Genomic DNA, 26811 nt, shown 5'->3' with positions numbered 1-26811 from the left:
GTACTCGATTTTTCGTTGAAATCTTCCTAGGCGCATTAATAGCGTTCGGTTTTATACCATTTTACTTCCCGGCCGAAAAGTTGATCCTTGAAATAGTGATAAAGGCCGTAAGCGGCGACCGCCATCCACATCTGGCAATAGGATACGTACATGAGCATGATGATCCAGACATTGGAGAGGTTCATCTCACCTTTTTCGGTGGTTAACGTAACATAAGTGCCTACTACAAAGAGGGTGACCGCCAGCAGCCACAAAAACGTACTGAAGCTTGCGATGGTCGTATGTACATAACCCAGCGCATTGAGCACAAGCAGAACATCCGAGGTCACGAGCGCCGTCACCAGCAGGAAGTAGATCGACAGCAGATAGAGGATATCGAACCGGATCCTCTTCGCTTCGGGGTGAAAGAGCAGCTTGCAGTTCTTCACGATCACGTAAATGTTGCCCTTGGCCCAGCGGGTCCGCTGTTTGAACCACACTTTGACGGTCTGCGGCTCCTGTTCCCACGTGACGGCCTTCGGCTGGAACTTGATCCGGTAGCCCATCATGTAGATCCGGAAGCTGATCTCGGTATCCTCGGCGATCGCCTTCACGTCCCAGCCTCCGATGCTCTCCACGATATGCCGCCGCATAATGAAATTGGTGCCGGGGATGGTGCACAGCTTGAACAGCTTCCACCTGCCGGCTTGAGCCATCCACTGGAACGAAAGCGTCTCGATGTTAATGAAGCGCGTAAGCAGATTCACGTCCCGGTTGCGGGTGCGGAACTTGCCGATGACGGCCCCGAGCGAAGCGTCGTTCGTGATTTCCGCCACCAGGTACCGCAGCGCTTTTCTCTCCGGTGTGTTGTCGGCGTCGTAGATGGCGATCAGCTCGCCCTTGCTCTGCGCGAAACCCAGATTGAGCGCGTTGGATTTCCCCTTGCCTCCCGTTACGGAGTCGGTATTGATGATGATGAGATTGCGCTGGGGATTCCTCGCCTGGATGTTTGCCAGCAGTTCCGCACTGTTATCCGAGGAATTATCGTTGATCACGATAATTTCATACCGGTCGTGCGGGTAATCGAAGGCCAGCAGCGCTTCCACCGTCTGGCTGATCACTTTGCCTTCGTTGTGAGCCGGGACCATGATCGTGACGAAAGGTTCTTCTCCCGCCGGAATGTCCGGTATAGGCTCTCTCTCGGTTTGTACGTAATAGAAGTAGCCCGCGATAATGAGCAGAACGTTAACGAGAAGTAGGGACCAGATGCATAAGACCGCTATCACCATCAGGTAGTCTGAGATAGTCATGGAGAGCTCCTTATTTTAAATATTTTTTGCGGTACAGACGATATCCGACCACGATCAAACCTCCGAAGACAACCAGGGACACCAGGATAATGATGATAAAAATGCGGTTTTGGACGCTGAATGCCCCTGCCAGGCTCTGCTGCTGTTTCTTCTCGTATTCATAATCGGCGCTGATTTTTTTGGGCGTGTATTCCGTATTGACCGGACTGCCGTTGATCGTGACGGCTCCCCGTGAGGATGCGACGACGATGTCGCCCGCCTTCACCTCATGGCTTCCGGATTTATAATCCGCGAACGGGATTCCGGAGGAGCCCAGCGTTCCGACAGCCTCTTCCATCTCTTCCTTACTCGCGAAAAAGTCATAGACGACGGCGGTATCCATCGGAAAGGCGGGTACCGACCGGTCCGGGGTACCAAACTGACGCAGAAAGCTCATCGGCATACTGTACGGGGCGGACGCGAAAGGCTTCGACGTATCGGACGGATCGATGTACAGCGTCTTAACATCCGGAAAAAGTACCGCGGAATCGAAAAAGCCGAGACCCGATTTCGCGTACTCCTTGTCATACGCCCAGTACATCTCCGTGCCGACGCCGAGAGGAGCCACGCCGTACTTCGCGAGGACGGAAATAAACCAGCTCATTTTCCGCTGCAGGTCGCCGCCCTCCCGGCTTACTCCGTCCAGTACGACCGGAGCGTTGACCAGAATGCTTCCGTTGCGGGTCTGCACATATTTCAGCGCTTCCGCATACCGCTGCATAGCCGGGAAGTCGGTGTTGCTGAATACGGGCCTGATGCTGATCACAAAAGGAATTCCCGCTCCGTACAGCCGGTCCGCCGTCTTTTCCAGCAGATCCAGATCGGAGAAGGGATAAATCTCCTTGAGGACCACATAGGCTTGGCCGTCCTCCTCTATGCGAAGCCACTTCTTCAACACGGAAGCCATGGCGAGCTCGCTCAAATTCCCTTTCTGGAAATAAGGGACGTACGCCGTGCCGCCCGCCTTGGCGCTGAAGGGCGCTTTACGGCCGCTTCCGCTGAGCGTAATCGTGCCGTATGTGCTTCCACTCGTCTGCGTCAGCACCTCGATATCCCGGACAGGGACATTCGGCTGCGTCCGCTTGTCTGCGGCAATCTCGGCAGTGTCGCGGCTGACTTTCTCCGTTGCGGCAGAGAGCTTGTCGCGGATCGCCGGGGGCAGCTGATAGCCCGCATGGAGATACGCGCCCGGATAAGCGGCCAAGTCGTCCAGATACGCCGGGCTGCTTATCCGGATATCCCCGTCGTTGACGACGGTAATGACGTTGGTGTAAGCCTGCATCGTTCCCTGCTTGTACTTGTCGATACTCGATACGGTCACCTCCGCGCGATAAGAGGCCAGCAGCTGCTGGAGCACCGTCACATTGCCTTCGCGCGGCGTCCCTTTGGCCAGGCTGTCATAGAGCAGCAGCACCTTGACGGGCTGGGAGCCGGCAGCGGACACACGCGGCAGAGGAATCAGCGCCAGGGCAAGCAGGAGCAGGACCGCCAGGCTGATTTTACAGGCTTGGATGCTGCGCAAGCGCGTTCCCTCCTTTCCCGGCTTCCGTGCGGATCTCATCCGCTCCGCCCGCATACTCGTGATTGCGCATCAGGCGCCGGCTTATTCCGTCTGCAATCGCCATGAACGTGACGAGATCGAACGCGACCGTAAACAGAAATTCGTGCTTCGCGAGATCCGCGTCCCCTGCCCCGATGATCGAAACGAGAATCCCCGCCAGGCCGATAAAAATCATCGTCATGATCAGAAGTAGACGCTGGGCAAGCCGAGGGTCGCGGGCCCGGAAAGCGGCGATAAACGAAGGCATGTAGAGGCCCACGATCACAACGATCCAGATGACGATGAATCCGTACGTTTTGGGCGACAAGCCTTTCTTCATCGCACTGTAGCCGGAGAAGAAACCCGCGTGCGTCCCGAACGGTTTTCCGGCGGAGGCTTCATAGTTCCCCATCGCCGTAGGCCTGATCGTAAAGGCGTCCTTGGCCGCCACATTCAGGATGGAATGCAGCTTATCCGGATGAGTGACATAGTAGGCCAGGATGGAAACAAACCCGTAGCGGCTGTAGAAATCTTTTTCCAGCATAGGCGAATTTACGTCTACGGTAGCGTAGGGCTCGTAAAAAATGCTCCCTTTCAGAACCGCGTACTGCTTGTCGATCTCGAACGACTTCAGCGTATCCTCCGGATTCTCAGACTGCATCAGAACCCCGCGCGTCATGGCGTGATACTGGTTGATGTTCACGAACTCCTTGGAAATCATGGCGTAAGTCGCCACCCCGGCCACGAACAGCAGCACCAGCGATCCCGCCGCAAGCAGCCGGAAGAGCTTCTCTTTGCGGACCCACAGGAGAACCAACGCCATGCAGGCGACGATAATGCCGACGGGAGCGTTCTGCTGCTTGGACGTCGTCAGGATGAGCGTGCTTATTACGAATAGAGCCAGAAGCGCGTAATCGTTGTATCTTTTGCGGTACAAGAGCAGCCAGGACGCGAAGACGAACAGCATCATCACGTACACGATGCTTTCCCCGAAGAAGGAACTGAAGTAGGCGGTATACCCCGTGTCACCGAACATGAAAATAGCCAGGAGCGCAATGAGGTAGCCGTGTTTCCTGGCGATTTTCCAGGTCAGAGCTTCCACCAGCAAATACACGGCGGCCGTCAGCAGCAGCGTAAAGAGCAGCGCCTGAAAGCGGATGTCGAATACAACCGAGCTGAACAGAAGCTGGTTTAACAGAAGCGCCGCCTTAATGAAAAGCGACTGGGACGACACTATGGTCGTGCCGTTTTCGTTAAAGTACTGGTAAATGCCGTACTGCTTGACGAAATAGCCGAAGCGCTGGCTGTCGTAATCCGGCAGATTGAAATAAAGGCCCTCGCTGTAGATACTCCGGAAAAAGTCCCCGTTATCGGCTACTCCGATATACGGAGGAACAAATAAGGCGAAGCCGGTGATCAGCAGAACACCCAGAGCGGCCAGCAGAGCCGGGGAAACATAACGCCCCGCTAGAATAAATCTTTGAAGAATCCGCTCTTTGATGGATTTTTCCGTCGTCATCCGGATCACCTTCTTTCGTGTTAGTAAGTATAAGCCAGCAGGGCCATCAGATTATCGAAGGAATACGCCTGGCCGGATGCGGTATCGCCGAAGCCTCCGTTAAGCGGACTGCCTTCGTCTTTCACCTGGTAGGCGTTCATTCTCTGAATGCTGTCCCGATAAAGCGAGGCATCGCCGGTCTCCGAACCGATCATCGCCGTAATCGCGTAAATCGCCGTAGACTGCACCTGGCTGGCTGGCGTGCCTTCTTTCGTATAGCGGCCGTAAAGGGTTCCCGCTTGTACATGCTCTTTGATGTAACGAATGGAAGCCAGCTTCGGTTCACCCGCTTCCGCCAAATGCAGCACCGTCAGCAGAGATTCCACCATATTGATCTCCTCGGAGACATAGGCGTTCTTCTCGTAATCGAACCGTGTCTCGTAAAAAGGGAACGCGTCCGATAAATACCCTTTTGAGATAAGACCTTTCATATTATCCAGGAGCGCTTGTCTCGAAGCATCCGGCACAGGCAGCATGCCGAGCGTCCGCAAATCGATATAGCAGAGCGTCACAAACTTGTTCGTAATCCCGTACGTTTCATCGTAAAAATCGTAAAGCCTGCCGTCCTTCACGTTCGTCTCGTAAAACCGCTTGCCGTATTTCTCCGCTTCCTTGGCGTAAGCCGGTTCGTCGAAGGCCTTGGCCGCCTCAGCCAGAGCCCGGATGACCCGCAGGTCGTCCACGGCCGCGTTGAGCGAATATTTCTTCTGCTGCTTGGGACTGTACCGGTAACTGAAGCCCTGCTTCAGATCAAACGTCTGCTTGGCCAGCGCCCAATGCTGCGCAAATTGTTCTTTCCGGCCGGATCGTGCGTCTTCCCTCATTTGAAGTGAAGCGGATTCGCTCAGCACTTCACGGCCCGTGGCCGCTTCCCCGGCTTCATCCGTTTCTTTGAAGTTCGTAAACACGCCGAATGGACCCGTCATGCGGGTCTTTATAAAAGCATACAACGCCTCGCGTTCATTCTGCACGTTGATGATTTTTCCATTCTGCCCGGCCGGTTCTCCGGAAGGGACCGGCATCGGGGAAGCGTCATCCGTTTTCCGGTTGAACGTCAGGAACAAAATCAGACACAAAACGACACCGAGCATGATCAAAGTTCCTTTCTTCAAGCCTTCACTTCCTTAATGTAGATATTCTTCTATATCGCCGTTATCTATGTTCACGCTTAAAATCCGCTTTTCTTGCCAAAATATTCTACTTCTTAATACTGCCACAAAGTCACAAATCAAAGCAATGCCCCTTCAATTAAATTTGACATAAGACGACATTAAGAAAAGCCGCCATCACGGGTTCCCGTCATGCACGGCTTTCGTCCGAAACGCTTTCTATAACGCGGCAGCCGACTCCTTTAAAAAGAAGCATAAACCGAACGCGCGAAACTTCCGGCGCAAGGTGCCCGGCGTCACATGACGGTGTGGTGTCCAACCAGCGAGGTAGGACTGTACCTTCCTTCCTGCCGGTTTCCCATAAAAAAGAAGACCCTCCCTGAAAGGGACGGGTCTTCCGGCTGTTCCTTGCGGCTTGACGATACCGGAGTCCGGCTTAGAACGGATTCTGGACGTGGAAAAAGACGTTTGGCGACGCCATCCGGTAGTAGAAGCTGCACCAGCCGACGCCTTTGTTCGTGAACCGGTTCGACGTGCTGTACAGCAGGCGCTCCTGCTCCAGCTCCTCGATCCGGACGATCCGGCCTTCGGCATAATCCATAAGCCGGACGGAAGCGGTGTCCAGACGGCTCAGAACGCCGCCGTACCGGATGTCGATGATTTCCCATCCGAAAGGCTTGAACATGCTCAGCCACTGGGTTCTGTGAGCGGCCCGCAGGGCGCGCACCGCTTCCGCGATTTCCGGAAGCACATCTTGAGCGATACGCTTCAGCGTATCCTTGTCGCCCGCATCATACGCGCGCTTGAGCTCGATGCCGATCTCGCTCTTTCGCTTCAGCACGCCGGCCAGTTTCTCCGGCACGTCGAAGATGTAATCGAGCGCCGCGGCCGGGTCGCGCCTGCTGCGGATGTCCTGCTCCACTTTCGCGTAGTGGGCGGACATCTCCAGACCCTCGATCTGCTTGTCGAACAAGCCGAGCAGCACATCCTGGTACAGCAGGAACTTCGACGGGTTGCTCTGCTTGCGGTTGTCGGGCTCCGAGCCCGGCGTTTCGTCCAGATATTTCATCTGGAGATAGGCTTCCGCATCAAGGCCGGTACAGAACTTCACACGCTCGGCGAGCACCGCCCAGTCCGGGGAGCCCTCCGTATACGCGTGCTCCGCATAGAATTGGAGACCGAGCAGCGCGATGTACGGGTTGCTCTCCATTCCGTCGTCGCCCCACATGGTAGCATAAGCTTCGCGGATGCCGTGCTTCTTATTCACGCGCAGCGCGGCGTCGGTCGCTTTCAGCGACAGGCCGTAGTTCACGCCGAACGTATTGAACACCCAGACGCCGCCGGCGTAGACGAGATTGCAGCCGAGCGGAGCGTGCTGGGCAATCTGGCTTTCGTAGTCTTCTTCTTCGGTATGAACGTAGTCCCAGTACACCAGATCGACGTCTTTGGGAATACGTGCGGCCATTTCAGCCGGAATTTGCGTATCCTTGTTGTAATGCTCGCTGCCCGTGCCGGAAGCCAGCTTGAGGAACATATCGCTCCACATCATCGCTTTCAGCCCGCGGCGGCGCGTAATGTCCAGCACCTTGTCCAAGTGCGTGATCATAATGTCAAAACGGCTCGTAAACCCGTTCTTGTCCAAATATTTGCCGCGGCCCAGCTCTTCCGCCTCGTCCATGCCGATATGGATTTTACGGCTGCGGAACGGAGCGCTGGCCGCATCGATCATCTTCTCGACGAGCTCGTCCGTTTTGTCGTAGCCGACCAGAAGGGCGCCCTTCGTGTCTTTGTATTCCTTGACGGGCTCCCACTTCAGGAATTCCTCCAGGTGGGCAAGCGTCTGGATGCTCGGGAACGCTTCGATTCCGAATTGATCGGCGTAATCGTCGATCTCTTTCAATTCCGCCTGCGTGTAGCGCCCGCGCATATATCCGAAATAAGGCTGTCCTTCGATCTCATACGTATCCTCAAGATACAGCATGACCGTATTCATGCCCATCAGCGCCATTTTGCGGATCATAAATTTAAAGCTTTCAACCGTCAGCACACCGTTGCGGGACAAGTCGAACATCGGCCCGACTACGTCCAGGTGCTGCTTCTCCCGGATGCTGAACGCCTCTCCGCCGCGGCCGTGCTGCACAAGAAGGCCGAGCGCGCGGTAGAACTGGTGCTTTTGACCGTAACGGATGTAAGCCTCTCCCTGCTCCAGACCCACTTCCAAATCGCCGGAAGAAGGCCCCACGGCAACTTTCAACCCGTCTTCCGCTTCCGTGACGGAAAGCTCCTGCAGCAATACCTGAAGACCCGGCTGCAGGCCTGTCAAATCTCCTTCGAAACGCAATTTCATTAGCGGTTTCCTCCCCAATTGTTTTCCTGTTCCCGGCTTGGCCGGTCTCTTTTTGTATGGGCATAAAGACCGAATCTGACGATGACTGAAAGCTCTTTACACCGTTTCATCGAGTCAAAAGCTTCAAAAACTCCGAAAAAAGCGTGGCTTCGGACTGACAGAGCAATTCCTTGCAGAAAATTCCCTCAAAAGGCCGTGTCCTTGCAGAATGGATGCGTGTAACCGTTTTTTTACCCAGATACTACGTTCTACAGGCCGCGTGATTGTCCTTCTCGCAACCGTATTCAAATAATTGATTAGGTTAAAAGAAAATGTTTTCAAGGCGGCGCCGAAAACCTCCCAGTACTGGAAAGCCGCTCCCCATAAAGAAAGCTGCCCCGTCAGGTCCGGAGACCGCGGGACAGCTTTTTATGCCGATGGAACTTGAATGGACCATACAAATCTGATTTTACGGAGCCGTAATTTTTAAAACAGGCCGGCTCGCGGCTGCGGCATTTTCCTTGCTCGCATAACTGACGTACGTGTCAGAGCCGTTGGTGAGGGAACGGATCTCAACGGCAATCCTCTTATCCCCGGAAGCCAAAGACCGCTGCACTGCCTCCGAAACGTCGATCATGACAGGGCTCCCGGCGGCAGGCACCTTCCACTCGGCCAGGGGCAGACCCGGCACAGGTTTGGTGCTCCAGGTCAGCGATTTCTCATCCCACTGTGCGGAAACGAGCCTGGCCTGATGGGTGACAGCCTTGGCCGGGGAGTCAATCGGCGTCAGAACAATCGCTGCCCGGCCGGCTGCGCCCGTATAGGACGATAGGTCGAACTGCACGAGCGCGCTGCGGTTGTAGCTCACCGCCTCATTCTTCACTTCCATGAAGCCGGCGGTTCCGTAGTTCGTTCCCGCATAGCTGCCGTCCCGAACGGTCGCGTCTCCCTTGGACGGAAACAGGGTGGCGGACGCGTTCGTGAACTTCGCGTGGAACGACCTGCCGTAAGAACCGTTTACGTCCACCGAGAGCTTCAGCGTCGGGCTCGACTGGATAACCTGAATCCCCGGTTCCAGGAAAACGGCGCCGCTGTAGCTGCGGTTGATTTCGACCTGGATCGTGCCGCTGTTCTGCTGGGTCGGATCGGAGACGGAAACATCCAATCCGTCCGCGCTTTCTTTAACCAGAACGGAGGCCTTTTTATCCACGGTCAGAACATCCGTCCCGTCCGCTTTGACCGTCTTGATACCGTCCTGCCAGAAATTTGCGGCGGTCAGGTTCAAGGTTTTCTCTTTGACGGCTTGAACCGCCGTCGTGTTTTCCAGAATCGCGATGTCCGGATTGGCGGCATAGCCCTGCACCTGCGCCCGGCTGCGGTTCGGCAGCGTGACATAGCTGTAGGAAGCGTTCGAAGGATTCACGCCGTGATCCATCCAGAGAGTCAGATAATCGGCGGTTTTTATTTCCTTATAGCCGCTCAGCACCAGCTTGGGACGATAGCTTGAATTCGGATTCTCGCGGCTTGCGTAAGCAACCGTTCCGTCCGGGTCTGCAGGCGACGAAGCATAGATGCGCAGGGAGAACACTTTCCGGTTATTCTGTAGAGCGTTTTGCAGCGCCTGGGACACGTCGATCGTGACGGGGGTTCCCGCCTGCATGCCCGACCACTGCTGGACCGGGCTAAGCGGATTCGAGACCGGTTTGTTCGTCCAGAGCAGGCCGGTTTCCGTCCAGGAGTTGTCGGGAACCCATTCCGCCGTATGCTGGACCGCTTTAGCCGTAGGTCCGATGGCAGTCGGAACGAGCGTGACTTTAGCGCTGTCGAACTTGACCTGACCGGGCACGAAATTCGTTAAATCGAATTTCAGATAGGTTTCTCTGGCGTAGCCGTTGGCGTCGTTTTTGACAACCAGCGTCGGCTCCGCGCCATGGTTCCCTTCATTGGAACGAACATAGGAATCTTCCGTTCCCATTACGTTATATACGCCGGGCGTCGCCTCGTTGATCTCGTTCCAGGAGCCTGTTCTTGTTTCACGGGACGCCTTCAAAGCGGCCGAACCCGGGAAATAATACCCTACACTGGACGATTCCCCGCCCGTATTGCCCTGCAGATACGCCCAGTTCGTTCCGGGCAGAGCCACCGACCAGCCGGAAGCCGCAGGCTGAGCCGTTCCGTTCACGGCGAACTCGTTGCCTCCGGCGATCTTGCGGTTCTCCACGACGGTCTCCACCTTGCGGGGAGAACCGTCCCATCCGCTGCCGGTCTGACCGGAATTCGTGATGCCCGCCCCGAGCGATACGATCTCGTCATCGAACATGAACCACGATTTCTTCGCCGTCAGATTGGACGGAGTCAGAATGGCTCCTCCGCTGCCGATATCACCGGGCGACTTCAGGTCCATGCCGGCGGCGCCGTAAGTTCCCAGCAGCTCCGCGCCGCCCGCCCACCGGTTCGGGCTCAAATAGCTTGTCCAGTTGCTGCTGTTCGTACGGGTCTGCGTATCGACGGTCGTGCCCGGGAGCCGGTACCGGTTTACCGTCGGCCAGAAGTTGTCGTACTGGCCGCTGTCCGCGTTGTACAGGTAAGTCATCCCGTCCCCGGTATACCAGCCCTGTACGTTGTTCTTATTGCCCGATTCGTACTTATCGACCCGGTTGGACGACAGACTGAGCCCGAAACCGAAGCCCGGACGCAGATGCACGGCACGGTCCTGATTCGCGTAGATCGAGGTTCCCGTCTTCTCCCCTCGGGACGGAACCGCCGAATTTACGATCTGCTTGAGCTGAAAATACTGGTACATTGAAGAGGAATCCAGAATCTGATTGGAGGTGTCCTTGCTTAACCAGTATTTCAGCATGCCCTGAATAGCCTGCTTCGGGTTGTCCGGGTATTTCTCCCCCATCTGTTCATTCGTGGACGGAGCCGTAAGCAGTAGGTAACCGATGGAGGCGATGAGCCCTTTGCCGGTCAGAACCGGTCCGCTGTCCGTATTTCCCAGCGCCGGCCCATAGGCAATATTTCTGCCCCTTACCATATCCATTACATTGCCGTCGTAAATAAACGGCTCCACGGAATCGAACACCCACTTGTAGGCGTTCCATTTGCCCGCATCGGTCACGTCCCACTGGGTACCCTGCAGCGTGTAAAGCAGGATTCCGATATCGTTCAGCAAAGTAGTTCCGTAGCCTCCGATATAGGGCATCGCCGCATGCTGGATAAAGGAACCGTCCTGATAGAAACCGTCGCGTGCAGGCGTATTCGGAGCCGAAGCCGGATTCACGTAGGCAAAAACGCTTCCGAGCGCGTCTCTCGCATTCGTTATTTTGGCGGCATCTTTCACCAGAATGCCCCGGTAAGCGACCGAAACGGCCTGGTCGAGCAGATTGGCTCCGGTCATAACCGGGCTTCCGCTCACTGTTCTTGCCGCCGAATCCGGAATAAACCGGTTCACCGCATTCATATAATTCGTTAGCTGGACGGCGCTTAAATCATCCCGCATCAGAATGCCGATCTTGGTCAGCGCCTGAGGCACGCCGATCTGCCAGTGATACCAGTTGCCGTAAGGAGCCACGCTTGTGTTGTACTTTTGCGTATAAAGCCAGTCGAGAGCGCCCAGCACGTCGTTTTTCAGAGCTGCATTTCCGTAAAAGGAGGAGCCCGGCGTGTAGTACGCCGTGATCATCGATAGCAGGCGGTTATACGAATTGGTGATATCCCCCGATTTTGTATAGCTGTCCGTGCTGGTAAAAGGGAGGTCGATCCACAAATAGGTCCGGTCCGCTCCGCGGTTCAGGATATCCCATATTCCTTTGCCGCTTGAGCAGGGGGCCGAGGCCGCCGCACAGGAAGAAACGGCGCTGTCCATTTTGGCAAGCTTGTCCTGCAGCAAGGGGTCGGAAACAGGAAGGGAGTATTGGTCGTCTCCCAAAATCAAATGAAGCAGCTTTAAACGCATGCCGTCGTAAGAATCCTCCGCCCGGACCGGCCGCGTTCCCGCACCGAGCAAGGTAAAGACAAGGGAAAAACAGAGGATCACGGCGAGATACGAAGTTTTTGTCAGACGGTACATGAGCATACCTCCTCTATTTTATCGAAAACATTATGAAAGCGTTATCTTTCCCATCATACGGCAATATAACGCCTTCCACGTGCAATATTTTTACTTTAATCCGTCTAATTTTGACTTCCATAATTTACATTTTTGACATTAATAGCATTTTTCTAGTAATCTGATAATGTGGCTTCTTGCACCCCTCACGTCATTATAAGCATTCTTTGCCCTGCGAGATTGTAACTTATGACACCTGGGTATTATATCTTATGGGAAAAACTTACTTGGCTCCGCCCATAAAGAGAATCGTTTAAACAGGGGAGAATGGTATATGCCGGCTATCGACAAGCAGAAAATCGTAGAAAGTGTACCCCAAAAGGGGTTTTTCGGACATCCCAAGGGGTTGTTCACCTTATTTTTTACAGAGTTTTGGGAGCGGTTTTCCTATTACGGAATGAAAGCTATCCTTGTTTTCTACATGTACTACGAAGTGACCCGCGGCGGTCTCGGCTTCCCGGAAGGAACCGCGCTGGCCATTGTGTCGATTTACGGTTCCCTCGTATATATGTCGGGGATCATCGGAGGATGGCTTGCCGACCGGCTGCTCGGTACTTCAAGAGCCGTGTTCTACGGCGGAATTCTGATCATGTTCGGGCATCTGGTGCTGGCCGTGCCGGGCAACGTCGCTCTTTTCTTCGTCTCGATGGTGCTGATCGTGCTCGGAACCGGGCTGCTTAAGCCCAACGTATCCAGTATCGTAGGTGAAATCTACAGCGAACAGGATACCCGCCGCGATTCCGGCTTCAGCATTTTCTATATGGGAATTAATCTGGGCGGCTTTCTCTCTCCGCTTATCGTGGGAACGGTGGGGATGAAGAACTTCCACCTCGGCTTCGGTCTGGCGGCTATCGGAATGTTCCTCGGACTGGTCCTGTTCGTTCTGACCAAGAAAAAGAACCTCGGGCTTGCCGGAACCATCGTGGCCAACCCGATGTCGCCCGCCGAGAAGAAGAAAGTTTTCACGATTATGGGAATAGGAATCGTCGTAGTGGCCGTCCTGGTTGCCATCGCCATCCCGGCGGGCCTGCTGACCTTCTCCACGTTTATCAAGCTCATCGGGGTACTCGGTCTTCTGATTCCGACGATTTACTTCATCGTCATGTATAGAAGCCCCAAAACCACGGCGGTAGAACGTTCGCGGCTCGTGGCTTATATCCCGCTGTTTATCGCGTCGATCATGTTCTGGGCCATTCAGGAGCAGGGCTCCACGATTTTGGCCAACTACGCGGATAAACGGACCCAGCTGGACTTCATGGGCCTGAACATTTCGCCGGCCTGGTTCCAGTCGCTCAATCCGCTGTTCATTATCGTTTTCGCGCCCGTCTTCGCGTGGCTGTGGATGCGGCTCGGCGACCGCCAGCCGACGATTCCGAAGAAGTTCTCGCTCGGCCTGCTGTTCGCCGGCTTGTCCTTCCTCGTCATCCTGCTGCCGGCCTACTTCGGCGGAGACGCCCTGGTGAACCCGCTGTGGCTGGTGCTCAGCTACTTCATCGTCGTAGTCGGCGAACTATGCTTGTCGCCGGTCGGCTTGTCCGCCACGACGAAGCTTGCGCCCGCGGCCTTTACGGCCCAGACGATGAGCCTGTGGTTCCTGTCCAACGCGGCGGCGCAGGCGATCAACGCGCAGATCGTCAAGTTCTACACGCCCGAAACGGAGATGCTTTATTTCGGCGTCATCGGCGGAGCCGCCATCGTGCTCAGCCTGCTGCTCTACGTGCTGTCTCCGAAAATTCAGGGCTACATGAAGGGTGTAAAATGAGTTTTTACGGCGAACCTCCGGTGCAAACTGGAGGTTTTTTATGCTTCCGGAATTTAGGAAGGCGCGGAGTCCACCCGTTTTCTGCTCTCATTCTCCGGTCCGCGTGTCCTCTTTTCAAAGCATCCTCCTGCTCACTAACATAACTTTAGAACCATTGACAATAAATCCCTGTTGAACTACGCTATTTCTAGAAATACTAAAATACTAGGACTTCTTGAAAGCGGGTTTTTGCAGTGACCGATGATTGCGCGGTTAAAGTCTACAAAGCTCTCGGCGAAAGCACGCGTCTGCAGATCGTCCGGATGCTGGTCAAACGGCGGGAACTGGCCTGCCTGGAGATGGCCGGATTGCTGAATAACACGGCCGCTTCCACTTTGACGCATCACTTGAAGCCGCTTCTCGAATGCGGAGTGATTGCCGTCCGTAAGGAGGGAACGTTCCGTTACTACCGCATACAACGGCATGTTCTGGAACAATACGCGCCTTATCTGCTTAGAGAGTAACCCGCACATTTGTTATTTCGGTATTTGCAGAAATATAAAATTAATAAAAAACGGAGGAGAGTTACGATGGCTGAGGACAAAGGAGTTTTTGAAGCAACCGGCATAAGCACTTGGGGGAAATTGCAGGACGGGCCGGAAAGCAAGCTGTTCGAACCGGTGAAAATCGGAGTCTGGAGCCTTCAAACCCGTACGGCCATGGCCCCGATGACCCGCTGTTTCGCGGATGACAAGGCAGGCGTCGTCGGTGATGACGTAACCGAATATTACCGGAAGCGGGCTGCGGACGGAATCGGCCTGATCATTTCCGAAGGCATTGTGGTCAGTCCCCGCGGTAAAGGGAATCCCGGGGTTCCCGGCCTCTACACGCGGGAACAGATCGAAGGGTGGAAGAAAGTAACCGAAGGCGTACATGCGGAGGGCGGCACAATTATCGCGCAGATCTGGCACGTGGGCCGCTTGTCTCACCATGAGATTGCCGGCGGTTTGCCGCCTCAAGCCCCGTCGGCCATCCGGGCGGAAGGGAATGTGGCCCGGCTGCGCAAGCCTTATGACACTCCCGAAGAGATGACCCTCACGGACATTCACGAGCTGGTCGGCCAATTTGCCCAGGCGGCCCGCAACGCGATCGAAGCCGGCTTCGACGGCGTCGAAATTCACGGTGCGCACGGCTATCTCATCGACCAGTTCAATTCGGAGGCAAGCAACCGCCGGACAGACCGGTACGGCGGCGGCCTTGCGCAGCGGTTGACGCTGACGAAAGAAGTGCTGAAGGCGGTTATCGATGCGATCGGGGCGGAGAGAACGCTGATCCGCTTTTCCGCCCACAAAGTCGATGACCCGGCTTATATGTGGCCGGATCCGGACAGTGCCATCCGTACGTTCACGGAGGCGTTCCGGGAAGCGGGCGCGACCATGATCCACCCTTCCACCATGCAGTTTACCCGGGTGCTTGCCGACGGGAAGACGATGCATGAGCTCGTGCGCAAATACTGGGACGGTGTTATCGTCGGCGTCGGAACGCTGGACCCCCAAACCGCGGAGCGGGCTTTAGCCGAGGGAACGATTGATCTGGCCGCTTTCGGCCGTCCGCTTATTCCGAACCCGGACTTTATTCACCGCTTGAAGAACGGCGAACCGCTGGAGGAATACGACGCGAAGCAGCATCTCGGCGTTCTGGCTTAACCTCTGGAGCTGAGAGCCGCTTTCCGGCCGCATGCTCGGCTCCCCACAACAAACAAGCTGACACCGCTATAATCCAGCAGTGTCAGCTTGTTTGTTTGTTTTAGTCCTCGCCTGAGCGGCTAAAAGCCGCGCGGGATCGGGCCAAGCCCGTCATGTCAGCACCGGCCGCATGGCCCCGGCACGATGCCTCCCGCAGACGCTTAGCCCTGTATGCCTTGAGCCTGGGCCATGAACGCTTTAAAATCCGGAACGGTCGGATTAGCCAGGTAGTGTCCGCCCTCGACTTGAATCGTCTGGCCGGTAATAAACTTCGATTCGTCCGATGCCAGGAACAGCACGGTGTAGCCGATATCGTCCGCTTCGCCGTGATAAGGCAGAGCGTTGTACTTGGCGAAAATGTCCAGCACCGGCTGCGGCATGTTGTTCTTCGCCGCCGGGGTCAGAATCAGACCCGGTGCGACACCGTTGCAGCGGATGTTGTCCTTGCCGTACTGAGTCGCGATATACCGGGTCAGGTTCACGACGGCTGCCTTGGAGGCACCGTACGCGGAGCGTGTCGCATCCGAGGCGAAAGCGGCCATCGATGCCGTATTGATGATCGAGCCGCCTCCGGCTTTGATCATATGCGGAATCGCGAAACGGCTGCCGAGCAGCACGCTTTTCAGATTGACGTTCATGAGGCGGTCCCACTCTTCGAGATCCATGTTCACGACGTCGACATCTTTCTTCAAATTGGTCAGACCCACGTTGTTAAAGAGAACGTTCAGGGTGCCGTATTGTTCCACGGTAAAATCAACGGCTTCGCGGATCGATTGTTCATTGGAAGCATCCAGGAATGTGGCTGTCGCTTCCCCGCCTGCTCTCTTAATCGTTTCGGCAACTTCTTTCGCGCCTTCGATGTTGAAATCGCCGATTACGACTTTGGCCCCTTCTTTGGCCAGCAGTGCCGCCGCGGACAACCCGATGCCGGACGCCCCGCCTGTTACTAAAGCTACTTTACCTTGTACTCTTCCCATCATAATAACCCCCTGTATACTTGCTTAGCTCTTATCTTTGAAGTTTTTAAGCAGCTTCTCGTAAATGGACAGAAATTGTTGGATCTCTTCCTCGTTCAGCACCTGGAACATCTCAATGCGCAGTTCCTGGCCTTTCTTCTGGGCTTCGCGGAGGACGGTAATTCCCTTGTCCGTAATCGCCAGGAACACGTTCCGGCGGTCGTTCTCGTTATATCTGCGCTCCGCAAGCCCCAGCTTCGTCAGCCTGCCCGCTATATTCGTCATAGCCCCCGGCGTGTAGCCAAGCTTGGCAGCCAGCACACTCTGCTTCTGAGGACCATGCTGGTTGAGCTCGGCCAGAGCGATAATCGGAGAAATCCCTATATTAGGCTGAAAAGATTTCGTCCAGCGGATGATCGCTTCGTTCGTGAACAGTTCTACGGCATGGATCAGTTTGAAAACATCGGTTTTTTCCAAAGTAGCCTCCTTGACAGAAAAGTCATACAAGTAGGGCTGCTTGATCGGATCAGGTAGGCAGCTTTCGCCGATTATCTCAGCTTCGTCGCCCCACCGTCAACCATAATGGTCTGTCCCGTAATGTAGTCGGAATCCTCGCTCGCCAGGAATACGGCCACACGGCCGATGTCGCTTTCAAGCTCCCCGAGTCTTCGGAGCGGAATTTTGGACAGCATCGCCTCATAATATTCCGGCTGCTCCTTCGCCCATTTCCGGATGCCCGGAGAGTTCGCGATCGGCGAAATGATATTGACATTGATGCCGAACGGTCCGAATTCATTGGCGGCCACACGGGAAATCGCCCGGATCGCTTCTTTCGCAGCCGCGTAAGAGGCTTGGTTCACGTCCCCGTTGATGCCTGCTCCGGAAGCGAAGTTAATGATTTTACCTTGGGATTCTTTTAAATAAGGCAGGGCCGCCTGCATCAGGTAGAAGGTCGGATAAAAGCCTGTGTCGAAGGACAAATCGAGCACTTCTTGCGTAATCTGCTCGAACGGCATGTTTTTGGACGCATGGGCATTATTGACCAGAATATCCAGTCTGCCGTATTTCTCGGCAACCTGCTTCACGAGGCCTTCCAGCTTGTCATGCTCAGCCAGATTGGCCTGAATAAACATGGAGTCTGGCTGATACTGCTGCAGTTCCTCAACCGACTGCTTGCCCACTTCCTCGTTCAAATCGATAATGGCGACGGTCGCCCCTTCTTTGACGAAGGCCATAGCCATCCCTTTGCCGATACCGGAAGCTCCGCCTGTTATTATGGCGACTTTGCCTTGTAATTTTTCAGACATGATAATATTCATCTCCCTTGCATATATTTTAACATCTAATAGTTTATTAGTAAATAGTACCTCGTTAAAGGACCAGTCGAACGAAACGACCGGGGGCGGCAAGCCTTCATAACGCCAAAAAGACGCCCGGCTGCCGGACGCCTTACTGGGATGACCAAAATCATTCGGTTTAACAGGGTTGGAATATTTACGGACAGGCTTACGTACGGGTTTTATCCGTTCCTTCCGCAGCCGGGTCCTCCCAGCACTCAAGGTCTTGCAGCCCAGGCACACTGTTTCTCGTGAAAACAGGGTCCTTGCCCGCTTTTTTCTGTTTCATATAGTCGTTCAAAACCGCAAAGGCGATTTTGGATAACCAGGTGATCGCGATCAGGTTAACCACTACCATCAAGCCCATAAACAAGTCGGCCAGATCCCACACGACCTGGACCTTGGCGACGGAGCCGAAAATAACCATGGCCAGAACCGCAATCCGGTAAAGCCGGACCCAGGCTTTATTGGAATGGAGAAATTCGATGTTCGTTTCTCCGTAATAGTAGTTGCCCAGCAGCGTACTGAACGCGAAAAGAAACACCATAATCGCGAGGAAGCCGGATGCCCATGACCCGATATGGACGCTCAAGGCAGCCTGCGTAAGCTCGATGCCGTTGAGGCTCGGATCGGTGTACGCGCCGGAGAGCAGCACGATAAAGGCCGTGCTCGTACAAATGACCAGCGTATCGGTCAACACGCCGAAAGCCTGGATCAGCCCCTGCTTCGCCGGGTGGGACGTCGTAGCCGTCGCCGCGGCGTTCGGCGCGCTGCCCATCCCCGCTTCGTTGGAGAACAGGCCGCGCTTCACTCCCTGGAGCAGCGCCGCTCCCAGTGAACCGCCCGCAATCTGCTCGATTCCGAAGGCGTTTTTGACGATCAGAGCCAGGACCTCGGGCATTTTCGTTATGTTCATCAGGACGATGAACACGGCGATCCCGATATACAATACCGCCAGCACAATCACAATGTACTCGGACATTTTCGCAATCCGTTTGACCCCGCCGAAAATAATCGCTCCGAAAACCAGCGTCATGATGATGCCGACCGTCAGACGATCCGTACCGAAAGAATTTTCGAACGCGACCGTAATCGTATTGGACTGTACCGCATTAAACACCAGACCGAAAGAAATCGTAATCAGGACGGCGAACAGCGCTCCCATCCAGCGTTTCTTCAAACCCGTTTGCATATAATAAGCCGGTCCTCCGCGGAAGCCGTTCTTATCCTTGATTTTATAAACCTGCGCCAGCGTGCTTTCAACGAAACTGGAAGCCGAACCGATAAGCGCGATAATCCACATCCAGAATACGGCGCCGGGTCCCCCCAAAGCGACGGCGATAGCCACCCCGGTAATATTCCCGGTTCCCACGCGGGCCGCCATACTGATACAGAACGCCTGGAAAGGCGAAATATTGTCGCCGGCGCCGCTCTTGGACTCGAACAGGACCCGCAGCATTTCCCGGATCATGCGGAACTGCATGAATTTCGACCGGTACGTAAAATAAAGACCGATGCCGATCAACAGGACAATCAACAGTTTAGACCATAGAAGGTCGTTCAGCAGATTAATCATACTTTGTAAAAAATCAATCATGGAGTACCTCGCTTGTCGGTTATTTTTTTGCACAGTATGATAAAAAACCTTTTAAGTATATCAAGTTTTCGCCCGTTGAGGTAGGATCTTAACGCCTGTTTCAGATTTTGGAAATTAGCGGCTGCCTTGACAGGAGAGTGGGTACAAAAGGTTATTTGCCCCAGCGGATATCCGGTTTATCGGAGACCTTCCGAGGCAAGCCGGCATTCTTAGCCGGTTCCGCAGATTCGGCGGCCAGAAAAAGCGTAAACAACAGCCAGGTCAACACCATTTTTCTCATCTTATGAAAACCTCCGGTATCCGAAATGTAGGCGGTGACCGTATTATTCCCTTCTCCGCAAAAAAAAGCAGCCCTGCCGGATGGCAGAGCCGCTTGGTTCAACGATAAGGGCGAAGCTGTATTTGAGATTACGCTTCCCCTTTGCGGCGGGCCTGCACCTGCAGACCTGCACATTAAATCAAAGGCCGGCGAAGTCCTGTCGCGGACGGCTGTATGGGGCTGCCGCAAAGAACGGTAACGTCTACCGTGACTTCATCCGCTTCCATGGCCAAAACCTCCCGCAGCCGGTCTTTCCCGGCACCCCAGGCTAAAGGCGTCATGTCCAGCAGAGGCTCCAGCAGCCCCGGCCGGAGCTGCCAGGTGTACTTCAGCCGCCTGCTGTCCAGAAGCGTAAAGCGTTCCCGGAACCGCTCCACGGCCCGGCGGCTTGAGTACGCTTCCCGCTGTGTGCCGGCATACAGCCTCCTGCGGATTTCACGTAGGTAATCTTGCTCGGGGACAACCTTGATCAGCAGCCCGTCCCCGCTCAACAGCCTGCCGAATTCCGCATAATTGGAGGGCGACAGGATGTTCAGAATAACGTCGAACGAGGCCGCCCGGAAAGGCGCCTTTGCAAGATCTGCCGCACACCACAGCGCTTCCGCATCTCCTTTGGACGCCAGCCGGACCCCTTCCTTCGCGAGGTCCATGCCGACCGCCAGCAAATCCCCTTTGGTCCGGCCGCTCACTTGTCTCTTGATACCCGATAAAAGAGAGCCTTCTCCGCAGCCGGCATCGAGTATTCGAAGGCGGGAGCGCCGTTTATCCGGTGGAACGCCTTCCGCAATCCGTTCAGCGATTTCGTCGCGTATCGGGTCGAAAAGCCCGTTTTCGTTTACGGCTTTACGCGCGGCGAAAAGACTTTTGCCGTATTTGCTCTTAACGGCTTGCGTGAGCAGATTCAGATATCCTTCTCTCGCGAGATCGAAATTGTGGCCTCCGCCGCAGCGCAGACTTCTTCCTTCTATTACTTTCATCCGCCCGTCGCAGACGGGACAGCTGAATATCGTTTCATGGGCCGCCAAAAGCCGGGCGGCCCCGTTTTTTTCCCAAGACATGCCAAAAACACCCCGTTCATTCGAAATAGTTGAATGAAAAAGGCACAGGTAAACAAACCCTGATCCATTTCGTAAAAAAACGGAAGAGTTTGGCTTAGCTGTACCTTTCATTAACGATATCGGATGAATTGGATGATCATGATCCGCAGTTCTCCTTGCTTATTATATGGAAGAAGCTCAGGCTCCTTCTCTTTCATTATAGCAGATGAATCAAGAAGTCATTATGTTTCGACCGCGAGATTGGAAGGCATCCGCTGTTTTCGGCTTCATAGAGGCGGATAATGCCGGCCGGAATTTTTCTTTGACAACAGATAGTTTAGAACCTATACTAAATCCATGGAAAAGAATAGAACTTCTCAGACTGACAACAGAACGGATGATACCGGCAGCGGCCGCAGCCTCGGCCGTCTGATCCTGCAGCTCCGCCGGCTTGAACGGCGGCCCCAGACTTTCGGAAGCGCGGGACCGCTCACTCCCAGCGAAATCCACACGATTGAGGCGATCGGAACCGAGGGCGGCATTCTTATGAGCGAGCTGGCCGGAAGGCTGGAAATCACGAAGGGAGCGGTGACTCAGCTTATTGCGCGCCTGGAGTCCAAGGAGCTGGTCGTGCGTTCACCGCATCCGGAAGATTCCCGGGGAACGCTCCTTTCGCTGACCGACAAGGGCAAGGAAGCCCATACGGCTCATGACGAGGTGCATCGCGCTTTCTACGCACAGCTCCGGGGGGAGCTTACCGAGCAGGAAATCGAAGTGTTCGATACCTGCATCGACAAATTGATCGCTTTTTTAAAAAAATAAAGACCCCATAGGGCCTGAACGACAAGAGCATTATTTTTTTGTCTTATTAGTTTAGTATCTATACCATTATCGGAGGTGATTGATCGTGCAATCCGCAACAATACGGACAAAGGAACTCCGGCCATCGCTCATGGTAACGGCTATATGCCTGGGCGCCTTCATTTCGCATTTTACGGCCGGGATCGTGAATGTTTCTCTGCCCCAATTTGCCGCCATCTTCGGGACTACGCTCGGCACGGCCCAGTGGATTACGACCGGATACCTGCTCGTTATCGCTTCCCTGCTGCCTGTGATGGGCAAGCTGGGAGACCGCTGGGGCTTCCGTCTCATCCACAACCTCGGGTACGTCCTGTTCGGCGTCAGCTCCGTACTGGTCGCTTTCTCTCCCGGCATAGGGGCGCTGCTCGGTTTCAGAATCGTGCAGGCGGTCGGCGCGGCCATGTTTCAGGCGACCAATATGGCGCTGATAACCCTGCACCTGCCCAAAGAAAACCGGGGACGCGCGCTGGGAACGGTTAATACCGCCGTCGCTCTCGGCGCCATGAGCGGGCCTATCGCCGGCGGAATGGTTGCGGAGTGGCTGAACTGGCACTGGCTGTTCCTCATTCACGTGCCTGTCGCGGCTATCGCAACCGTGCTGGCTTTCCGCTATATTCCGCCCGCTCCCGCCATGGAAAAGCGCCCATCCGCTCCTTTCGATACAATAGGAGGCTTAATGTTCATGGCGATCATCAGCTCCGTCATCTGGACGATATCCGGCAGCTCATCCAGGGGATGGCTGTCTCCGATATCGGTGTTCGTGCTGGCATCTGCGGCGCTCCTGCTGGCCGTCTTCCTGATCTGGGAACGGAGGCAGATGAATCCGTTCATTCCCGTACGGGCTTTCCGGATCCCCGCGCTGTCCGCCGGCCTCATCATCAGCTGCGTGGCATTCGTGCTCGCCAACAGCTTCCTGGTCACTCTCCCGTTCTACTTGTCCGGCGTATCCGGGATGTCCCCGTCAGCCGCCGGAGCAGTCATGACGGCCTATCCGATTCTGCTCGCCGTCACCGGTCCGTTCGCCGGTCATTTATCGGACCGCTTCGGCTCGGGCCTGCTCGTCCTTCTCGGACTGCTTGCCATGGGCGGCGGTGCGGCTGTATTCTCCTTCGGCCTCGGCGGGCTGCCTATAGCGGGATTGGCCGCTCTTCTGGCGCTGGTCGGCCTAGGCATGGGCCTGATTACCTCGCCGAACAACAGCACCATTCTCCATCACGCGCCGAAAGAGCACGTTGGCTCTATTGGCGGCATGATCGCGTTAACCCGCAACCTGGGCATGGTCGTCGGAGCCGCTTTGGGGCTCGGAGTCGTCCAAGGAGCGGCTCAGTCCGCTTCTTCGGAACCGGACCGGCTTCTCGGCGCGTTGAGCTCGGTGTTCGAAATCAACGTGTGGCTTTGCGCGGGAGCTGCAGCCCTGCTGGGCTTTAGTTTTTACCTGGAAAGGCGTCGCCGGAGTCAGCCGGGGGCGGCACCGGGAGTGCAGCCGAAAACGCAGACGCGCACCTGAGACTGGAGAGATGGCGGATGGACGAGACGGATGGACGAGCGTTGGTCCGCAATGTTCGCAGCCGAAACGATTGCTAATCAGAACTAACCGTACGCTCGGCCGAGAGAGCCGGAGCCTGATGGCCTGACCTCCCAGCGTGTTTGCCGCAGAAAAAGCCTTCGTCCGGACTCCAGCCCACACGGCCTGTGAACTAGCTGCGGGAGGTCTTAAACCCGCCTATTCTCTAAAAAAAGCCCGTTTAGCTTAAAACAAGCTAACGGGCTTTATTGTCTTCGCGATTACCGCTTTTCCGTTACGTAGTCCTGCCGCACACCCGCGCCAGCCGCGTTCATCGGCTTCTTCCCGGCCGCGGCTAGGCTTTCTCGCCGCCTTCCGCTTCCCATGCGGTTACTTCCTCGCGTACCCGCGGCGCCACTTCGGTTCCCAGCAGCTCGATGGCTCTCATGACTTCGTCATGAGGCATCGTGCCGACCGGCACGTGCAGCAGGAACCGGGTAATGCCCACGTTCTTGCGAAGATGAATGATCTTGCGCGCGACAGTTTCCGGGTCCCCCACGTACAGGGCTCCGTTAAAGCTCCGCGCGGAATCGAAGCTGGACCGGTCGTAAGGCCCCCAGCCCCGCTCCCGTCCCAGCACGTTCATGACGGCCTGCGTAGACGGGAAAAACTTGTCGGCCGCCAGCTCCGTCGTCTCGGCGATAAAGCCGTGCGAATGCGAGGCGACCGGCAGCTTCGAGGCGTCGTGGCCCGCATGAGCGGCCGCTTTTTTGTAGAGCTGCACGAGGGGCGCGAACTGCACGGGACTGCCTCCGATGATGGCCAGCACAAGGGGCAGACCGAGCAGACCGGCGCGGACTACGGACTCCTGGTTACCTCCGCTGCCGATCCAGACCGGCAAAGGGTCCTGAACCGGACGCGGATACACGCCCAGGTTGTCGATTGCGGGCCGGTGGCCGCCCTGCCAGGTCACTTTCTCGGACGCGCGGATCTTCAGAAGAAGTTCCAGCTTCTCATCGAACAGCTCGTTGTAATGGTCCAGATCGTAGCCGAACAGCGGGAACGACTCGATGAAGGAGCCCCGGCCCGCCATGATTTCCGCGCGGCCGCCCGATATGCCGTCCAGCGTGGCGAAATCCTGGAACACGCGTACGGGGTCCGCCGAAGAGAGCACCGTGACCGCGCTGGTCAGCCGGATCCGCTTTGTCTGCGGCGCGGCTGCGGCCAATACGATCGCTGGAGAAGAAGCCGCATAATCTTTGCGGTGATGCTCCCCTACCCCGTACACGTCCAGCCCCACCCGGTCGGCGAGTACGATCTCTTCCACAACCTCACGCAGCCTCTGCGCGTGACTGATTACCTCCCCGGTATGAACGTCCGGCGTCGTTTCCACAAACGTGCTTATCCCTATCTCCATTGTGCAGTCCTCCTGATTTTTAGGTTCCGTCTTCCGCAGCTTTGAAAGCGTGCAGGCTCAAATCGGCCGTCGTACCGTTCACGATGTCGGCTTTACCGGCTGGATGCGGGCTGTTTGTAGACCTCGGCCATCAGCACCTTTTTGTACGGCAGAAATTGTTCTTCGCTCATCGGACCGGGATAGCTCATGATTTGCAGGGCAAGCTCCGGCTGTCCTTCCCTGAGGGGAGGCTGAAAATAATCGAAAGCGTTCAAATGAAAGCCGAGACGCTCGTAGAACTCAATTCTCCGCTTGGAATCGGTGTCGCTCGCCGGCTCTACTTCAAGTACAACGGGAGTCGCGGATTCGCTCGTATAGGCTGTCATCATTTTTCTGCCTATGCCTCCTCCCCGCATGTTCGGGTTGACCGCAATATGCTCCACGAAACGAAACCCTTCGAATTCCCAGACTCCCATAAAAGCGAGGATATCCCCGTTCTCGTTCCGGCTTACGTTAAGTCGGTAAGCGGGATGATCAAGCAGCCTCCGCTGCCCTTCATAAGTCCTAATTTCCGTATCGGGAAAAGAAGCTTCCATTAATTCAAATACTTCGTCAAACGATTCCCTGTTCATAAGTCTTCTTCCTTTCGCTGTCTCATGTATCTTAAAGTTAAGATTTTTTTGAAGGTACTACGCCCGTCTGTCCCGATGGACCGCCCGGTCACGGTGATGCAAAAATAAAGCCCTCCAAGTCAGAGGGCTTCCTGATACAGGCTCGTTTTTGCTCTATTTTCGCATTAAATTTTCTTAACGAACTCCGACTTTAATTTCATGGCTCCGAAGCCGTCGATTTTACAATCGATATCATGATCTCCGTCCACGAGACGGATGTTTTTTACCTTGGTGCCTATCTTCAGAACGGAAGAGCTTCCTTTAACTTTCAGGTCTTTGATGACGGAGACGGAATCACCGTCTTTTAAAATATTGCCGTTGGCATCTTTAACAACCTTTTCTTCTTCCCCGTTACCGGATTCGGAATCGGAATTCCATTCATGGGCACATTCCGGACAAACCAGAAGGTTTCCATCCTCATATGTATATTCGGAATTGCATGCCGGACAGTTTGGCAGATTCGACATAAGTTCTGTTCTCCATTCGCTAGTCAGTACCTTCTATCTTTATATTCTGCCATACTCTCATCGTCCTGACAAACATTCCGCGGTTTGCCTGCCTTAAAGTGAACCGGCACGAGCCGGGTCTTCCTTGTTTTTTGAAAGTATAGCAAAACAACGGATTCATAAACAGACTTGTATTTTCATTACTTTCTCCTATAATTTGTAATCATATTCATTAAATAGCGATACCCGGGGGGATTAAACTTGGCTTATTCCTTATTCGAAAAGACGATGGCTGACATGAGCTGGACCGAAATCGAAGCGGCTATTATGGAGGGAGCCGTTGTGCTGCTACCTTCGGGCGTTATTGAACAGCAGGGGCCCCATATCTGCACGGGGAAGGACATTTACGAGAGTCACCTGATCTGCAAGCTCATGCTCGAGGAATTGGAGGCGGAAGGTATCCGCACCCTGATCGCACCGCCTTTTTACTGGGGGATCAATCAGATTACCGGGTCGTTCACGGGTTCATTCACGGCCAGAACAGAAACCGTCCAAGCGATGTTATACGATATTTTCGACTGTCTTGGGCGATGGGGGATTCATCAGGCATTCCTGGTCGATGTGCACGGGGACCACAAACATGGAATGGCCTTGTACGAAGCGATTAAAGAGGCGAGAATCCGGCTGCAAATGGATGTGAAATCCGTTATCTCCCACTGGATCGCCGAGGATTTAAGGATTCAGGAAGACGATGAGCACTTTCTCATTTTCCAGGTTCCCTTGGAAGAACCCCGGCCTACCCCGTTCCCGGATATCCATGCGGGAGAAAACGGAACGGCAAGTATGCGCAAACATTTTCCCGGACTTGTCGATGAAGCTCTCGCGCAGAAACTGCCTCCTGCCCGGCTAACCTTCGAGCATCTTAAGGAATGGCAAAGAGGAGGTCAACATGCAAAGGAACTAACGCCTTTGGGCTACTTTGGAGCACCCGCCGACTATAAAAAAGTGCCCTCTGATCCGGATTTCATCGAATGCTTTGCTCGCTTTGCCGCAGTCCGGATCAAAGAGTACGCCGCTAAGCGCGGCAAAAAGACCCCGTAACTTCGGGAGAAGGGGTCTTTGCTCCTTAACCGGTTAGACGGATAGCAACGCTCGTTAGCCAAACTCGCTTCTGCGAGAACGGGATAAACAGAGAGCCCCATTCGAATCGGATTCGTTGGGGCTCTCTT

General features: G+C 55.0%; 21 protein-coding genes. 6 read left to right on the top strand and 15 right to left on the bottom strand.

Features of this window, described 5'->3' with window-relative positions:
* Positions 1 to 35: 35 nt before the first annotated feature.
* The 6 genes from C4S74_RS11635 to C4S74_RS11610 all read right to left on the bottom strand — a co-directional run bounded on the left by C4S74_RS11635 (position 36) and on the right by C4S74_RS11610 (position 11933).
* A complete protein-coding gene (locus tag C4S74_RS11635) occupies positions 36 to 1289 on the bottom strand; it encodes a glycosyltransferase family 2 protein (RefSeq protein ID WP_103995495.1) in 1254 nt (417 codons plus the stop codon).
* A 10-nt stretch (positions 1290 to 1299) separates the two neighbouring features.
* A complete protein-coding gene (locus C4S74_RS11630; RefSeq protein ID WP_103995494.1) occupies positions 1300 to 2850 on the bottom strand; it encodes a hypothetical protein in 1551 nt (516 codons plus the stop codon).
* The gene (locus C4S74_RS11625) at positions 2828 to 4387 is read right to left on the bottom strand and encodes a hypothetical protein (RefSeq protein ID WP_103995493.1); all 1560 of its coding nucleotides are present in this window, start codon (positions 4385 to 4387) and stop codon (positions 2828 to 2830) included. The genes C4S74_RS11630 and C4S74_RS11625 overlap by 23 nt, the downstream gene beginning before the upstream one ends.
* 20 nt (positions 4388 to 4407) lie before the next feature.
* The gene (locus tag C4S74_RS11620) at positions 4408 to 5538 is read right to left on the bottom strand and encodes a hypothetical protein (RefSeq protein ID WP_103995492.1); all 1131 of its coding nucleotides are present in this window, start codon (positions 5536 to 5538) and stop codon (positions 4408 to 4410) included.
* A gap of 433 nt (positions 5539 to 5971) precedes the next feature.
* Positions 5972 to 7882, bottom strand: coding sequence for a family 20 glycosylhydrolase (locus tag C4S74_RS11615; RefSeq protein WP_103995491.1), 1911 nt, complete (start codon positions 7880 to 7882; stop codon positions 5972 to 5974).
* A gap of 448 nt (positions 7883 to 8330) precedes the next feature.
* Positions 8331 to 11933 carry a polysaccharide lyase family 8 super-sandwich domain-containing protein gene (locus tag C4S74_RS11610; protein WP_103995490.1) on the bottom strand — a complete coding sequence of 1201 codons (3603 nt, stop codon included), beginning with the start codon at positions 11931 to 11933 and terminating at the stop codon, positions 8331 to 8333.
* 313 nt (positions 11934 to 12246) lie between these two features.
* On the opposite strand from C4S74_RS11610, the gene C4S74_RS11605 reads away from it, so the two are divergent.
* The 3 genes from C4S74_RS11605 (at position 12247) to C4S74_RS11595 (ending at position 15419) form a co-directional block, all read left to right on the top strand.
* Complete coding sequence (locus tag C4S74_RS11605) at positions 12247 to 13734, top strand: peptide MFS transporter (RefSeq protein ID WP_103995489.1); 1488 nt, start codon at positions 12247 to 12249, stop codon at positions 13732 to 13734.
* Positions 13735 to 13967: 233 nt separating this feature from the next.
* Complete coding sequence (locus C4S74_RS11600; protein ID WP_103995488.1) at positions 13968 to 14237, top strand: helix-turn-helix transcriptional regulator; 270 nt, start codon at positions 13968 to 13970, stop codon at positions 14235 to 14237.
* A gap of 66 nt (positions 14238 to 14303) precedes the next feature.
* Positions 14304 to 15419, top strand: coding sequence for an alkene reductase (locus C4S74_RS11595; protein ID WP_103995487.1), 1116 nt, complete (start codon positions 14304 to 14306; stop codon positions 15417 to 15419).
* Between the two features lie 200 nt (positions 15420 to 15619).
* Here the strand turns inward: C4S74_RS11595 and C4S74_RS11590 are convergent, their stop codons facing one another.
* From C4S74_RS11590 to C4S74_RS11565, 6 genes are all read right to left on the bottom strand, one after another.
* Positions 15620 to 16435, bottom strand: a complete 816-nt coding sequence (locus C4S74_RS11590) for an SDR family NAD(P)-dependent oxidoreductase (protein WP_103995486.1) — start codon at positions 16433 to 16435, stop codon at positions 15620 to 15622.
* A 24-nt stretch (positions 16436 to 16459) separates the two neighbouring features.
* Positions 16460 to 16891 carry a MarR family winged helix-turn-helix transcriptional regulator gene (locus tag C4S74_RS11585; RefSeq protein ID WP_103995485.1) on the bottom strand — a complete coding sequence of 144 codons (432 nt, stop codon included), beginning with the start codon at positions 16889 to 16891 and terminating at the stop codon, positions 16460 to 16462.
* Positions 16892 to 16962: 71 nt separating this feature from the next.
* Positions 16963 to 17721, bottom strand: a complete 759-nt coding sequence (locus tag C4S74_RS11580) for an SDR family NAD(P)-dependent oxidoreductase (protein ID WP_258042462.1) — start codon at positions 17719 to 17721, stop codon at positions 16963 to 16965.
* A 199-nt stretch (positions 17722 to 17920) separates the two neighbouring features.
* The gene (locus tag C4S74_RS11575; protein WP_103995483.1) at positions 17921 to 19348 is read right to left on the bottom strand and encodes a sodium:alanine symporter family protein; all 1428 of its coding nucleotides are present in this window, start codon (positions 19346 to 19348) and stop codon (positions 17921 to 17923) included.
* Between the two features lie 151 nt (positions 19349 to 19499).
* On the bottom strand, positions 19500 to 19628 hold the full coding sequence (locus tag C4S74_RS26975) for a hypothetical protein (protein ID WP_258042461.1): 129 nt from the start codon (positions 19626 to 19628) through the stop codon (positions 19500 to 19502).
* A gap of 173 nt (positions 19629 to 19801) precedes the next feature.
* A complete protein-coding gene (locus C4S74_RS11565) occupies positions 19802 to 20725 on the bottom strand; it encodes a putative RNA methyltransferase (protein WP_258042460.1) in 924 nt (307 codons plus the stop codon).
* Positions 20726 to 21061: 336 nt separating this feature from the next.
* Here C4S74_RS11565 and C4S74_RS11560 point away from each other — a divergent pair, with 336 nt between their 5' ends.
* Both C4S74_RS11560 and C4S74_RS11555 read left to right on the top strand, forming a co-directional pair.
* Positions 21062 to 21526, top strand: coding sequence for a MarR family winged helix-turn-helix transcriptional regulator (locus C4S74_RS11560; RefSeq protein WP_103995481.1), 465 nt, complete (start codon positions 21062 to 21064; stop codon positions 21524 to 21526).
* A gap of 85 nt (positions 21527 to 21611) precedes the next feature.
* Positions 21612 to 23072, top strand: a complete 1461-nt coding sequence (locus C4S74_RS11555) for an MFS transporter (protein WP_103995480.1) — start codon at positions 21612 to 21614, stop codon at positions 23070 to 23072.
* A gap of 352 nt (positions 23073 to 23424) precedes the next feature.
* On the opposite strand, the gene C4S74_RS11550 is transcribed toward C4S74_RS11555, so the two are convergent.
* The 3 genes from C4S74_RS11550 to C4S74_RS11540 all read right to left on the bottom strand — a co-directional run bounded on the left by C4S74_RS11550 (position 23425) and on the right by C4S74_RS11540 (position 25603).
* The gene (locus C4S74_RS11550) at positions 23425 to 24486 is read right to left on the bottom strand and encodes an LLM class flavin-dependent oxidoreductase (RefSeq protein WP_103995479.1); all 1062 of its coding nucleotides are present in this window, start codon (positions 24484 to 24486) and stop codon (positions 23425 to 23427) included.
* A 92-nt stretch (positions 24487 to 24578) separates the two neighbouring features.
* Positions 24579 to 25097: a GNAT family N-acetyltransferase gene (locus C4S74_RS11545; protein WP_103995478.1), complete on the bottom strand. Its 519-nt coding sequence runs from the start codon at positions 25095 to 25097 to the stop codon at positions 24579 to 24581.
* Between the two features lie 164 nt (positions 25098 to 25261).
* Entirely contained in the window at positions 25262 to 25603 is a 342-nt protein-coding gene (locus tag C4S74_RS11540) for a zinc ribbon domain-containing protein YjdM (RefSeq protein WP_103995477.1), read from the bottom strand.
* 240 nt (positions 25604 to 25843) lie between these two features.
* Here C4S74_RS11540 and C4S74_RS11535 point away from each other — a divergent pair, with 240 nt between their 5' ends.
* On the top strand, positions 25844 to 26683 hold the full coding sequence (locus C4S74_RS11535; RefSeq protein WP_219819054.1) for a creatininase family protein: 840 nt from the start codon (positions 25844 to 25846) through the stop codon (positions 26681 to 26683).
* Positions 26684 to 26811: the final 128 nt, after the last annotated feature.

Source organism: Paenibacillus sp. UNC499MF (assembly GCF_900107975.1).
Lineage (GTDB): Bacteria > Bacillota > Bacilli > Paenibacillales > NBRC-103111 > Paenibacillus_F.
Note: the sequence above shows the minus strand (reverse complement) of the source record. Positions and strands in the feature narration are given on the sequence as shown.